Origin of the sequence: Longimonas sp. (assembly GCF_040409695.1) — a bacterium.
In the GTDB taxonomy this organism is placed as follows: domain Bacteria; phylum Bacteroidota; class Rhodothermia; order Rhodothermales; family Salinibacteraceae; genus Longimonas.
Genome location: NZ_JARWGJ010000141.1, coordinates 1 through 12,771, shown reverse-complemented (window position 1 = coordinate 12,771; position 12,771 = coordinate 1). Strand labels below are relative to the sequence as shown.

The window sequence follows — 12,771 nt, the reverse complement described above, 5'->3', positions numbered from 1 at the left end:
TAGGGTGAACCGCACCTGTTTCTACTCGTTACGAAGCCGGAGCGCATCTGGCTAAGATCTCGATAAGAGGCCGACGAGATGCCTCCGGCTCGCGCGGGCAGATGCTCGCCGGCGCTCACGCAACCCAGCAACCAGAAGGATACGCCGCACCGTGCGCATTTCGCCTTCTGACCATCATCACTTTTCTTCATAGCTGTTCACGACACGCATGCCAGTTTCTATTGTAATCGGAAGCCAGTGGGGCGACGAGGGCAAAGGGAAAATCGTTGACCTGCTTAGCCAGGATACGGCTGACATTGTGGCCCGCTATCAGGGCGGCGCCAATGCCGGACACACCATCTGCTGGGATGACCAGGAGTTCGTGCTTCACCTCATTCCAAGTGGAATCTTTCATGACGGCGTGGACTGCGTCATTGGCAACGGCGTAGTGCTCGACCCGAAGGCTGTGCTTGAAGAGATTCAGCAGATTGAGGCGCTGGGCTACCCGGTTGAAGGGCGTCTGCACATCTCGCACAACGCCCACGTCATCATGCCTCATCACAAGGCTATCGAGGCGGCGCAAGAGGCCGGGCGCAAGTCGGATACGGACGATGACGCCATTGGCACAACCGGTCGCGGTATCGGGCCCGCATATGCAGACAAGTTTGCACGTACCGGCATCCGTGTCGTTGACCTGCTCGATCGCGACGTGCTGCGCACCAAGCTGACACGCGCCATTGAGGCCAAAAACGAGATGCTTAGCCGGGTGTATGGTGCAAATGAGCTCGACGTTGATGCCATCGTAGATGAATACGTGGAGCTCGACCAGCAGCTCGACCCATACGTCACCGATACCGCACAGCTGCTCGGCCGTGCGCTTGACGATGGCAAGCGGGTGCTTGCTGAAGGGGCTCAGGGCTCGCTGCTCGACATTGACTTTGGCAGCTACCCGTTTGTCACCTCCAGTCATCCAACAGCAGGCGGCTGCTCTACGGGCCTCGGTGTTTCGCCTGTGGAGGTCGACCGCATTATTGGCATTGCGAAGGCGTACTGCACGCGCGTCGGCAACGGGCCGTTTGTTACCGAACTGAGCAACGCCATGGGCGAACACCTGCGCAAAGTAGGCGCTGAGTTTGGCGCAACCACCGGCCGCCCCCGCCGATGTGGGTGGCTCGACCTGGTTGCCCTGCGCTACACGACCATGATCAACGGGTTCACCGAGCTCGTCATTACGAAGCTCGATGTGCTGTCGGGGCTCGACGAGATCAAGGTCTGCGTGGCCTACCAGTATGACGGCAAGGAAACCCAGCGCTTTCCGAGTGAGGCACATACGCTGGAGCGCGTCACACCCGTCTACGAAACCCTACCCGGGTGGGATGCGGATATTAGCACCGCGCGTAGCTGGGACGACCTGCCTGGTGCGGCACAAGACTACCTGCACTTTGTAGAGAAGCACTCGCGCGCGCCCATCGGCTCAATCTCGATTGGTCCGCGTCGCGATCAGATTATCACAGATATGCACGAGGCGCCCGTTGCTTAAGCGGCCCTAAATGGTCGCTTTTGTCTTCGCAGGCCTCTGCCGGGCTCATGCGCTTCGCATCCCTCTTGCACTGACCCCTTGCACTGACTACCGCGACGCTGTGCATGCCTACCGCTGGTCCGTTCGGCTCAAGCTCGGACTCATTGTCTTTGCGATGGTCATTGCGCTGGCCTCGCTCTGGTACACGCACGAATTGGTTGACCGGCTTCGCGACCGCGAGCAGTCGATGATTCAGCTCTGGGCGGATGCACAGGCGCAGGTCGCCCGCGCGCAAGACCGCGCGACCAACCCGCACCGCACCGAATGGGATGCCTTTGAACGCATTCTTGAGGGCGGCGTGCAGGTCGATACCGTTACCGAAACCAACCCAGCGCGCCTGCGACAAGCCCTGTCGTGGGCGCGTTCTATGCCTCCGACCGGTGAGCTTGACTTTATCCTGAATGAGATTCTGGAGCCGAACCCGTTTGCCATTCCGGCAATCATTACCGACTCCACGCAGACTGAACCCCTCTTCTGGCGCAATGTCTCTGTTGCAGACGACCTGTCGGCACTCAGTCCCAGCGACTCGGCGCAAGCCCGAAACCAGCTTGGCGATCATCTCGACGAGATGAAGCAGGCGTTTGCTCCTATCCCGATCCGGTTTCGCTACACCAATCCTGATACCAACAGCACGGAGGAGCTTACGCAGTACGTGTTCTACAACGAGTCGGGGCTTGTGCGTGAACTGCGTATCTTTCCGTACGTGCAGCTCGGTTTTGTCGGGCTCTTTATTCTCGTTGGGTATCTCGGCTTCTCGTATGTGCGGCGCAGCGAGCAGAGCAACCTCTGGGTGGGCATGGCGCGCGAGGCGGCCCACCAGTTAGGCACCCCTATATCCAGCCTCATGGGGTGGACCCAGCTGCTGAAGAGCGACTCGCTGTCGGAGGCGAACCGTGATGAGGCTATTTCGGAGATCGAGAACGATATTGAGCGGCTGCAGCGCGTTGCCAATCGGTTTTCAGACATCGGGTCTATGCCGAAGTTGAAGCCGATGAACGTGTCGACTGTAATTCATACGACGGCTGGCTATATCCGGCGGCGCATCCCGAAACACAGCCAGTCGATTACGCTATCGGTGGAGGCTCCCGATGCCCTGTACGCTCGCATTAACGAAGAGCTCTTTGCGTGGGTACTGGAAAACCTGCTCAAGAATGCGTTGGATGCGATCGACGGTGACGGAGCCATCAAGGTGGTTGCAACTGTAACGGACAGCGTGGTGCAGATTGATGTCGAAGACACCGGGTCGGGTATTGAACGCCGGGCCCGCACAAACATCTTCCGACCGGGCTTCAGCACCAAAGAGCGCGGGTGGGGGCTCGGGCTCAGCCTGGCGCAGCGCGTTATCGAGAACTACCACGGGGGTACGCTTCAGCTGGCCTCCTCGACCGTCGGCGAAGGCTCAACGTTCCGCATCCAGCTGCCGACAGCTGCCGCCCCATCCGACCCTGCTACCGGCGAAGCGTAGCAGACCGTACTGATCCAACGACGCTGGTTTCGCGTCGCGCTACCGATACGGCGGCTCTCTTCGCTAAAAGCCCCGCTACTCGCGCTCCGGTTCAACGCGTTCAGGGCGGGCGTCGCGTGCTGCCGAGGCAAACACAGCAAGGTAGACGCGGTCGCGCACGCGCCAGACCAAGATCGGCCGTCCCTGCACCGACTGCTCAACAAAGGTATCTTCAGAGTCGAGCGTCTGGCGGATGGGGCGCGGCAAGACCGCTTGCTCTTCGAGCTGGTCGAGCTGCGCATAGGAGTAAGCAAAAACACGAATCGAGGCCTGCGCATCGATGTCGCGATACTGCAAGACCGGTACGGGCTCCGGATTTAGAGGCAGGGCTGCCAGCCCCGTAAGTTGTGCTCGCTCGATGCGTGGCACGCGCAACGTGCTTCCCGTTTCAGCCTCCCAAACCGCCTGCAGGCTGTCTGCATTGTCTGACTGAATGATTGAGGTTAGCACGTCAGCATGTTGCACTGAAAACTCGATGAGGCTCGGCTGGTCATCGTCGGCGTCAGCGCTGGCCGTCCATACCGACCGTACCCCCCAGGCCAAAACCACCAATGCCAGCAGGCCTGCGATAACAGCCGATGTTTTGAGCCATTGACTACGCCGGCGCTCTGTGCGTTGCGACCGGGTCTGGGCGGATGCCGTCCGCTCTGCCTTCAACGCGCGCGCCACCTGGCTGCGCAGTTCGGCAGGCGGGGTGCCATGGGTCTTATTCAGAAAGGTGCGGAGGCTCGCGTTTAACTCCTCATCTGGGAAGGCCGTGTCTACCAGCATGCGTTGCCCTCCACTCATCATGTCGCGCAGCGTTGCGCGAAGCGATGCCCGAGCGGCCGCGATTGCCTGCTCCACCTCATCGGCCGGTTGCTCAATGAGCTGTCCTACAGCAGCAGGCGACAGGTCGAGCACGAACCGTGCCGTTAGCAGCGTACGCGTGTGTGGTGAGCAGGCGGCCCATGCCGAAGGCAAGGTTTTCTGTACGATTGTCTCCGCTGCCTCGCGGCGCATATCGTAGCCATCTGTGCCGTCTTCAGCCATGTGTTCGGTGTACACCTGAAGAGCAAGCTCCAACAGCCAGAGTAGCCGATCGTCGGGGCGCTTACGGGGCGGTACATCGGCTGCGCGCTCAAACACCTGGTACGTGAGCGCAGGCGCCTGATGCGAGCCGACCAGCGCAGCCATCAGCGTGTACACGACATCAACATGCTGAGTAAGGGGCGGCGTAGACATACGAGGCAAGAAGTAAAGGCAAGGGAATAAGGCCAGAAACGGCGCGTGCCCCCCGCTCACAGGCAGGTCGTGGCACGTGGCATCTTTGGCATTTTTACATCAGACACGTTCTACATCAGACACGTCAGGCAGCGTGGTGGGCCACGTTGGGCGTGTTTGTATCTAACGACGGCGGAAGCAGCTTGACGGCGTCGCTCTTTCGGATGTTTAACAGCTGCGCGGCATGGCCCCCGTTCACGGCAACCTCTAAAAACCCACTGCTGCCAAAAAGTACGACCGGATCGCCCTCTGCTACCGAAGCATACGTGGGGTGAATGGCATCAAGTATGGTAGAGCCCACGTAGCACTTGAGCGGCACGGGCGCGGGCGGGGTGGGAGCATGCAGCGGCTCACTGTCGAGATCAGGAAAAGCTTCCGTTACGGTACCTGGTTCGATATTGGTGATGCAGTTGCCAAACCGGTCGATATGCACGACCCATCCCTCAATGGTATGCTGCACTACCATAGGAAGAGCCCACCGTAGTGAAGAAAGGCTGTCTACGGGCGTGCCGATCTCGTGCAGCGACGCTCCTGCTTCCAGATGAGCCGCAGCCGGCGCGAAGATGTCGCGTCCATGAAACGTGGCACTGGGCGTGTCGGTGCGCCAGAACGCCGGGTTGTCGAGCTCGACGATTGCATCTGGGGGCTCCTGGTTGAGGAGAAGCGAGAACACGCCGTTGTCGGGTCCAACAAACCACTGATTCGCATGCCGCAGGGCGATCGCACGCCGCTCCGAACCTACACCCGGATCTACAACCACCAGGTGCACCGTGCCATCGGGGAAGTGCGGCACGGCGCTCTGCAGCACAAAAGCCGCCTCCATGACGTCTTGTGGACTGATGCCGTGCGTGATGTCTACCAGGCGCGCCTCTGGAGCAATGCCAAACATCACGCCTTTCATGGCGGATACGTAGGCGTCTTTTGTTCCAAAGTCGGTTGTGAGTGTGATCATAAGGGGGCGTATACGATGAGAACGTTATCGCGTCGAAACGCAGAGCTAAGGTACGAATCAGTAAACTGCTGTGCTGCTTCTTGCATGCGCCGCAGAAGGTTCGGTTCACTGTTCCCCCTATTGTCCCTCCATGTCTCCGCCAGGCCTGCTCTGCAGCGGGTGTAGTACAGTACGCCTTAGCACGCCCTTGCAGCCCTGTGAGAGTGCTGTGACGGCGCTGTGGCACAGACTTGCTGGAACCATACGCGGTGCTGATGGAATATGTAGAGCGCACTGCCTTTCTTTCATCATGTGGTTTTACATCGGGCTTATGCCGTCGCTTAGTTCTCCTCGTCCGGATGCGTCTCCAGATACGTCACGTGATGTAGATCCAGCATGCGCTTATGAAGACACGGTGGCGTCGTTTGTAGCGCTCTGGGGCGAGATGGCCTCGCAGTGGGGCATCAACCGCACCATGGCGCAGATCCATGCGCGTCTGTTCTGTGCGGATGCACCTATGAATACCGATGAGATTATGGAGGCGCTCGACATCAGTCGAGGCAATGCCAACATGAACTTGCGCTCGCTTACCGACTGGCAACTGGTCTTCAAGAAGCGCCTGCCCGACTCTCGCAAGGATTACTATCAGGCCGACACTAATGTGTGGCGCATCACGGCCCGTATCATTGAAGAGCGGCAGCGCCGCGAGCTGCAGCCGATACAGTCGAAGCTTGAACGCTTTCGCAACGGCCTGCCCGAACCAGCGTCGGCTGCTGCCTCGTCGCAGACCGATATGCTTAACGAGCGCCTGGCCGCGCTGATCGAACTGCTGGACGCCTTTGAGTCGGTGTCTGACGTACTGCTTCCGCTCGTCCAACAGAATGATCTGGACACGTTGACCCGCCTGGTGCAGATGGCGCGCCTGTTTGCGGATGCACCGGCCGGCTCCCCGGCGCCCAGTCATCACGATCAGCAGCATTCGTCTTCGGATGCGCCATCGTAACGCGATGCCCGTCGCCTCTTGCGTTCTGCACGTCTTTCGTATCTTACGTGTCTTTCGTGTCTTACACCATTTACCTGCTCAGCTATGACCAAACGCCACACCGATCTGGGGGCCCGCGGCGAAGCCCTTGCAGCCTCGTATCTTGAAGACAAAGGCTACCACGTTATCGAGCGCAACTACCGCTTTGAGCGCGCCGAGGTCGACCTGATCTGCTACGACCCGACCGCCGTGCCTACCGGCGACCTCGTGTTCGTTGAGGTGAAAACGCGATCTGGGCTTGGGTACGGAGCGCCCGAAGAAGCCGTCACCGATTCAAAAAAGAAACAACTTGTAAAGGTATCGGAAGCGTACCTGTACCAGAACAACATGGAGCGCTCCAGCTCGCGCTTCGACGTCATTGCTATTGTGCTGCGCCAGGGCGACGAGCCAGAAATTGAACATATTCAGCATGCGTTCTGGGCATAGCACGAAGCGAAGGCGAAACCGCAGAGGTCTCCGCTCAGCCGCGAAAAGCAAGCAGCCGCAGTCCGTTCAGGCTCACGAGCACGGTAGACCCTTCATGCCCGATGACAGCCAGTGGGAGCGGAAGCCCGGTCCAGAAAATAGCGGCAACCATAATGGCAATAGCTCCAAACGCGATGCCGAAGTTGATGCGTAGCGTACGTCTGGCCCTCTGGCTCATGCGTATTGCGTAGGGGATCTTGCTGAGATCATCGGCCATGAGGGCGACGTCCGCCGTTTCAAGCGCGACGTCTGTACCCGCGCCTCCCATTGCAATCCCGATGCGGGCTGTAGCCAGCGCCGGGGCATCGTTCACCCCATCGCCCACCATAATGACTCCGCCATATTCAGCTTCTAACGCATTGAGGCGTTCCACTTTTTCTTCTGGAAGCAGCTCGGCATAGTAGGCGTCTACGCCTGCTTTTTCTGCGATGGTGCGCGCTACTGCCTCGTTGTCACCTGTCAGCATCACAATATGCTCTACGCCAAGTGCACGCAGGGTCCGGACAACATCGGCTGCCCCCTCACGGAGCTGGTCGGCAAAGCTCATCCATCCCAACACGTGCATTTTCTCTTCATCAGATTCACGTACGACGAGCACAGCGGTCTTTCCCTCGCTTTGCAGAGCTTGTACGGCTTCCTGTGCGGCCTCGAATCCCTCAATAGAAGCCGCACTGAACCGGTCCATTGCATAGTAGCGCAGATTACCAATGTGAACCGTAGCGCCATCTACCGTGGCCCGCACGCCCTTCCCCACCTCCGAGTCGAACATGCTGGCGTCGGGAATGGTGAGCGCCTGCGCTCTTGCAGCCTCGACGGTCGCCTCAGCCAGATGATGTTCGGAGCGCTGCTGCACCGCTGCCGCCAGGCGAAGCACGTCATTGTCAGATACCAACGTGTCGTTTATGGCAGCCCCTTCACGAGCAGCATAGCTTTCGAGAACCGTATCCCCGGTGGTGAGCGTCCCCGTTTTGTCGAACGCGACCGCGTTGATGTCGGCGGTGGCCTCTACGTAAGCCCCGCCTTTGTACAAGATTCCGTTCCGTGCTGCCCCAGCGATCGCCGAGAGCACCGCTGCCGGTGTCGAGATGATAAGCGCACAGGGTGATGCGGCGACCATCAGCGTCATAGCGCGGTAGAAAGCGTCGTGAAACGCCTCGTTCCAGCCCCAGACGGGTACGGTAATAAATAGACCGGTAAGGACCAGCACTCCGATTGCATATGGCTGCTCGATGCGCTCTAAGAGCTGCTGCGTAGGCGCCTGCCGGCTCTGCGCCTCCTCGACCATATCGATGAGCCGAGCAATGGTCGACTCGTGCACCGCCCGCGTCACCTGAATGTCGAGGCTCCCCGAAGCGTTGGTGGTACCCGCGTACACCTCGTCGCCCTCCGATTTATCAACGGGAACCGACTCGCCCGTGACCGAGGACTCGTCGACCGTGCTCTCTCCGTCAACCACGGTGCCGTCGAGCGGGATTGCGTCGCCGGGACGCACGCGTACGGTAGTCCCTACGTCGATGTCGGCAAGCGGCTGTGTTTCGGTCGATCCGTCGCTGCGCACTACCTCGGCCTCGTCGGGACGCAGCGCCATCAGTTCGTGGATAGCGCGGCGCGAGCGTCCCATTGCGTAGTCTTGAAGCACCTCCGAGAGCGAGAACAGAAAGAGCAGCATAGCCCCCTCAAACGGAGCGTTGATGACCAGCGCGCCCAGCGCAGCCAGCATCATCAGAATGTCGATATCGACCGTTCCCTTCCGGAGCGACTGTATGCTTGCCTTGGCTCCTTCCCACCCCCCGAACACATAAGCCGCCGCAAACGCAACCCACATAGGTCCTGCAGGACCGTCAAGCCAGTCAAGCAGTCCGCCTGCAACCATGCCGACAAAGGTGATGGCCACAAATACGGCTTCGCGCGTGATGGACACGGATACTGATCTTGACTCCTGCGAGTCCGACCCGGCAACTACTTCTGCCTCGGTCTCAGGGGATGTGAAAACTGACAATACGGATAGAGGAATGAGTACAGTATCTGGAAGACGCTACATGTACGAACAAAGGCCAGATGCTGTTCAAGAAGCCTCTTCCTTTACCGGGCCTCGACGGGATTAGAGAATGGGCGAATAGATGAATGATAGATGAATGAGAGAACGGCCGTTGTACGCGCCCAGCCGTCTGCACATCCATATGCTAACGGATATGCTAACGGCGCATGCAGAATTGGTGTCACTCGGCCTCCACCTGAACGTCGCGCTGGTCCGTTACGTCACGCTGCACAGCCACGTAGTAGGTCTTCCCGCCTTTCTGCATAATGGGGGCTACTTTCCATTCAATCACAAATGGAGAGCCATCTTTACGATAGTTGATCGTCTCTCCGTGAAAGGTCTCGCCTTTGTGAATCTTGCGGTCGAGTCGCTCAAGAACCTCCGGATCTGTCTTGGGCCCTTGTAGCATCCCCGGCGTTTTACCCATAACATCGCGTGCTGCGTAGCCGGTCATCTCAGTGAATGCATCGTTGACATAGACGATTTCTGAGGGCTCTCCTTCGTGTTCAGCACGGGTTACGGTAATCGCGTTGAACGACAGAGCCGCCGCTTTCTTGAACAGTTCGGAGCCAAGCTGGCCTGAAAGTTCAGCTGATTTAGACATAAGGTACGTCACATAGCTGTGCGAGAGATAGCGCACTGGTAAACGTCACGACTGCACTTCCTTGCAGTTGCGTTTCCCGGCTGCCGAAGCGCAACATCCACGCAACAATCCGAGACCCATACCGCAATACACCCATACCGCAATACAACAGCCACGCAGTTCTCGCACCTGCTTTGTAGATGTTTGTAGATGCGATGACCGTTTCCCTACCTCGATCGTACTCAGACTGCAGCTTGATCTACGTAACGTGCCCTCAACTTCGATTTGGCGTTCTGTGCCGGTGGCAGAACACCAAGTAGCTTTAGGCCCCACCGCACCGGGGTGGGGGTCTCCGTATGCGTCGTGCCGCTCATACTCGCTAACACAGCGCTGTGCAAGAGCTTCTCTGGGAGCCCCTCATCGTTCAGTTCGCCATCGCGCGCCAGTCCATATAGGATGCGTAGCATGTGCTCAAATCCGCGGTGGCCCGGTCTCATCTCAACCCGAAACCGAACAGAAGCATCGGTGGTGTTCTCAAAACGGTGCGGAACGCCACGTCCTACGCTGGTTCGATCGCCTCGACGCAGCGTGCGGGTTCTGCCGTCGACATGTACCGCAAGCGCTCCTTCCATCACTTCAAAGTGCTCGGTGAACCCGTCGTGGTAGTGCTCTGCGTTGCCCCCGCCCGGCACCAGTTCAATTTCGAGGACGGTGAGCGCACCGTCGGACTCATCCGCGGTAGTTATAAACGTGACCGTGTCGCCTTGAACGGGGTTGTGAATGGTGTCCATACTGAGTAAAGCACCTGTCTGATGAGGGTGAAGACTTCTTTAAGGTGTAGATTGCCCACCAGACATGCAAGCACAAAACAAAACAGAGACACGCTGCAGGTAGCTGCAGGATGTCACAGATCAATGTTTGGGCTGTGCGAGGCCAACGCTCCGGCTATATTGCCGGGGAAGATCCCGGCGCTGGGGCGCCTTGGCCGGGATGACTATGCGTGTTAGCAATTCATGCTCTACCCTGAGATTCAGGTGTGACACAGCAGAAGTGTCTTCACACGTCTGTTTTGGGCATGCACTGCTCCGTTCATGCATTGTCATCTTGAGCGGAGCGAACGAGTACTCTTGGGTGCGATCTCATGCCGTTGATTGGGCGCCTGCATCCGGTCTGATAGCATGAGATTGCTTCGCTGCGCTCGCAATGACAAGGTTGTGCGTTATTCTCGGTACGTTAGAGAATACATGTGTTACCCGAAGATAGACCTGTGACAGAGCAGTAGCTGCTTTCCTGCATTCAAATTGCATCCAATCTGTGGATGGGCTATGTTTAATGAAGGCGTACCGCTACATTCTCCTCCAATCGTTCTGCCCGACCTTCCCGGATCGTCATGTCCTTTCGCTACGCGTTCAGGTGCGTTTTCGGACTTGTGGGACTGCTGCTGATGAGCGGTGCCATCGGCATTCCGGCCGTCGGCCAATCTGTCGCTGTTCAGTCTGTCGCCGATCGAGCTGTCGCTGTTCAGCCCGTGCACCACACGCCAGTTGGTGAGCCGCCAGTTGATGCGCTTCTTGTGGGAGCTCCGTCTGAGGAGCTCATGTCCGAGTCTGTGCTGCCCCCATCTGGCCGGACTTATGAACCCATCTCGCCCCCCTGGCGCAGCCGGCTTCAGCCCTCCCATGCGCTGGGACGCGCTTACCTGGCTACGTTTATTCCGATCGGACTGGGCTCGTTGGCGTATACGATCGATGAATCTACAGGGCAAGGCTCCTTGTTTGGATCGCCGCTCTCTATCGTAGGCACCTGCCTCTCCGCACTCGGCATCGCCATAGGTCCCTCGATGGGGCTGTGGTGTACAGGTAGGTCTCAGCCTGCCTGGGGTAGCTTCGGGGTGCGTACAGCGGGCCTCGGAGCGTTTGGCATCGGCTTGTGGCGTGCCTCCGAGACGCTCGATCGTACGGAGGACGGCTTTGCATTCATAGTAGCTGCACCGCTTACTCTGCTTGTGTATACGCTGCCGGGCATCCTCATTACCAGTGCGGGCGCCGGATGGGCCTTCCGCGCAACGCCCGATCGCTTCTGTGACGGCTCAAGCGGAGCCCGCGCTCACCTGACTCCGCATGTCGACGCGAACGGAGGACACGGGCTCTCGTTGACGGTGAGCTGGTAGCGCGCGATATTCTGCCGAATAGGGTCGTTACGATCCGCTCGCACGACCGGCGCCGCATGGCCGCGTATTGCCCGTGTGGCCGCGAAGACCGTCCGAGGGATTGCCGCTCGTGCGCATCCCCCTGATTTCTGCATTGCTGGACCTCTCAACCTGCATAGCCTGGCTCTTACTGTCTATGAAGATTGCATTTCAAGGCGTTGCCGGGGCATACAGCGAGGCTGCTGTTGCCGCGCTCTATCCGGATGCTGCGCCGCTGCCGTGTGATACGTTTGCCGATCTGTTTGCAGCTGTCGATTCGGGGACGGCGGATGCAGGGGTCGTGCCGATCGAGAACTCGCTTTTTGGGAGCGTGCATGTGAATTACGATCACCTGCGCGCGCACGATGTGCACATTGAAACGGGGCGGTTCATGCGCATCCGCCACTGCCTGATGGCGCCAGCAGGGGCGTCGCTTGCGACCATCGACTCCGTGCATTCGCATCCGCAGGCGTTGGGGCAGTGCCAGAGCTACCTGTCGGCTACCCTGCCTGCGGCCCGCACCGTTGCGTCGTACGACACGGCAGGGGCAGCACGGGCTGTGGCCGAGGCCGACGACGCTACGCAGGCGGCCATTGCCAGCGAGCAGGCCGCTGCCGAGTACGGCCTCGCGGTGCTGGATACGGGTATTGAGGACCACGACCGCAACTTCACGCGATTTTTGGGGATTCGTCGAGGACCGGCAGAGGCACATGTTTCCGATCGTGCAAACCGGACGTCCGTCGTGTTTGCGCTGCGCGAGAACGTGGCCGGGGCGCTGTTTAAGAGCCTGGCCGTGTTTGCGCTGCGCGACCTGGACCTCTGTAAGATGGAGAGCCGCCCGCGCTTTGGCACGCCCGGGCAGTACCTCTTCTACGTGGATGTGGCGGGCAGCTATGCCGATACGCCGCTGCAACGGGCGCTGGGTCACCTGGCGGAGCTGACTACGGAACAGAAGCTGCTGGGGTCGTACTACGAAGCCCCCATTCCTGCCCCTGCGTCTTGACGGTATACACGGGTACACGGGTATACAACTGACCTGTGGAGACAGCCTCGTGTGCACTCGCTGCTTCACAGGGCTCCTCCCGGATTCACTCGCTAAGTAGGGCCATAAAAGAATCTTGAGTATGTCATTGCGAGGAGCGCCAGCGACGTGGCGCTGTGAGCGCAGCGAGGAAGTGCTCTTGGAGTGCAATCTTGTG

11 protein-coding genes are annotated in these 12,771 nt (G+C 59.2%); 6 read left to right on the top strand and 5 right to left on the bottom strand.

Features of this window, described 5'->3' with window-relative positions:
• The first annotated feature begins 208 nt into the window (after window positions 1–208).
• Together PPP56_RS08800 and PPP56_RS08795 are read left to right on the top strand one after the other, a co-directional pair.
• Window positions 209–1,519 (top strand): adenylosuccinate synthase, encoded by a 1,311-nt coding sequence (locus tag PPP56_RS08800; protein ID WP_353563670.1) that lies wholly within the window; start codon window positions 209–211, stop codon window positions 1,517–1,519.
• A 10-nt stretch (window positions 1,520–1,529) separates the two neighbouring features.
• Complete coding sequence (locus tag PPP56_RS08795) at window positions 1,530–3,023, top strand: sensor histidine kinase (RefSeq protein WP_353563669.1); 1,494 nt, start codon at window positions 1,530–1,532, stop codon at window positions 3,021–3,023.
• 75 nt (window positions 3,024–3,098) lie between these two features.
• On the opposite strand, the gene PPP56_RS08790 is transcribed toward PPP56_RS08795, so the two are convergent.
• A complete protein-coding gene (locus PPP56_RS08790) occupies window positions 3,099–4,286 on the bottom strand; it encodes a hypothetical protein (protein WP_353563668.1) in 1,188 nt (395 codons plus the stop codon).
• A 124-nt stretch (window positions 4,287–4,410) separates the two neighbouring features.
• Window positions 4,411–5,277, bottom strand: coding sequence for an SAM hydrolase/SAM-dependent halogenase family protein (locus PPP56_RS08785; RefSeq protein WP_353563667.1), 867 nt, complete (start codon window positions 5,275–5,277; stop codon window positions 4,411–4,413).
• Window positions 5,278–5,566: 289 nt separating this feature from the next.
• Between PPP56_RS08785 and PPP56_RS08780 the strand changes: the two genes are divergently transcribed.
• Both PPP56_RS08780 and PPP56_RS08775 read left to right on the top strand, forming a co-directional pair.
• Window positions 5,567–6,259 (top strand): GbsR/MarR family transcriptional regulator, encoded by a 693-nt coding sequence (locus PPP56_RS08780; protein WP_353563666.1) that lies wholly within the window; start codon window positions 5,567–5,569, stop codon window positions 6,257–6,259.
• A gap of 84 nt (window positions 6,260–6,343) precedes the next feature.
• On the top strand, window positions 6,344–6,724 hold the full coding sequence (locus PPP56_RS08775) for a YraN family protein (RefSeq protein ID WP_353563665.1): 381 nt from the start codon (window positions 6,344–6,346) through the stop codon (window positions 6,722–6,724).
• Window positions 6,725–6,758: 34 nt separating this feature from the next.
• Here PPP56_RS08775 and PPP56_RS08770 read toward each other — a convergent pair whose 3' ends face one another.
• The 3 genes from PPP56_RS08770 to PPP56_RS08760 all read right to left on the bottom strand — a co-directional run bounded on the left by PPP56_RS08770 (window position 6,759) and on the right by PPP56_RS08760 (window position 10,175).
• Window positions 6,759–8,636 (bottom strand): heavy metal translocating P-type ATPase, encoded by a 1,878-nt coding sequence (locus PPP56_RS08770; protein ID WP_353563680.1) that lies wholly within the window; start codon window positions 8,634–8,636, stop codon window positions 6,759–6,761.
• Between the two features lie 346 nt (window positions 8,637–8,982).
• Complete coding sequence (locus tag PPP56_RS08765) at window positions 8,983–9,405, bottom strand: PAS domain-containing protein (RefSeq protein WP_353563664.1); 423 nt, start codon at window positions 9,403–9,405, stop codon at window positions 8,983–8,985.
• Window positions 9,406–9,626: 221 nt separating this feature from the next.
• Window positions 9,627–10,175, bottom strand: a complete 549-nt coding sequence (locus PPP56_RS08760) for a cupin domain-containing protein (RefSeq protein WP_353563663.1) — start codon at window positions 10,173–10,175, stop codon at window positions 9,627–9,629.
• Between the two features lie 599 nt (window positions 10,176–10,774).
• Between PPP56_RS08760 and PPP56_RS08755 the strand changes: the two genes are divergently transcribed.
• Window positions 10,775–11,554, top strand: a complete 780-nt coding sequence (locus PPP56_RS08755) for a hypothetical protein (RefSeq protein WP_353563662.1) — start codon at window positions 10,775–10,777, stop codon at window positions 11,552–11,554.
• A 175-nt stretch (window positions 11,555–11,729) separates the two neighbouring features.
• A complete protein-coding gene (gene pheA / locus PPP56_RS08750; RefSeq protein ID WP_353563661.1) occupies window positions 11,730–12,575 on the top strand; it encodes a prephenate dehydratase in 846 nt (281 codons plus the stop codon).
• The last annotated feature ends 196 nt before the right edge of the window (window positions 12,576–12,771 follow it).

Excerpts from the sequence above, each read along its gene's own strand:
- PPP56_RS08755 (WP_353563662.1), top strand. The coding sequence starts at position 10,775 with ATGTCCTTTCGCTACGCGTTCAGGTGCGTTTTCGGACTTGTGGGACTG.
- PPP56_RS08790 (WP_353563668.1), bottom strand. The coding sequence starts at position 4,286 with ATGTCTACGCCGCCCCTTACTCAGCATGTTGATGTCGTGTACACGCTG.
- PPP56_RS08795 (WP_353563669.1), top strand. The coding sequence starts at position 1,530 with ATGGTCGCTTTTGTCTTCGCAGGCCTCTGCCGGGCTCATGCGCTTCGC.
- PPP56_RS08800 (WP_353563670.1), top strand. The coding sequence starts at position 209 with ATGCCAGTTTCTATTGTAATCGGAAGCCAGTGGGGCGACGAGGGCAAA.
- PPP56_RS08765 (WP_353563664.1), bottom strand. The coding sequence starts at position 9,405 with ATGTCTAAATCAGCTGAACTTTCAGGCCAGCTTGGCTCCGAACTGTTC.
- pheA (WP_353563661.1), top strand. The coding sequence starts at position 11,730 with ATGAAGATTGCATTTCAAGGCGTTGCCGGGGCATACAGCGAGGCTGCT.
- PPP56_RS08785 (WP_353563667.1), bottom strand. The coding sequence starts at position 5,277 with ATGATCACACTCACAACCGACTTTGGAACAAAAGACGCCTACGTATCC.
- PPP56_RS08760 (WP_353563663.1), bottom strand. The coding sequence starts at position 10,175 with ATGGACACCATTCACAACCCCGTTCAAGGCGACACGGTCACGTTTATA.
- PPP56_RS08770 (WP_353563680.1), bottom strand. The coding sequence starts at position 8,636 with ATGGTTGCAGGCGGACTGCTTGACTGGCTTGACGGTCCTGCAGGACCT.
- PPP56_RS08775 (WP_353563665.1), top strand. The coding sequence starts at position 6,344 with ATGACCAAACGCCACACCGATCTGGGGGCCCGCGGCGAAGCCCTTGCA.
- PPP56_RS08780 (WP_353563666.1), top strand. The coding sequence starts at position 5,567 with ATGTGGTTTTACATCGGGCTTATGCCGTCGCTTAGTTCTCCTCGTCCG.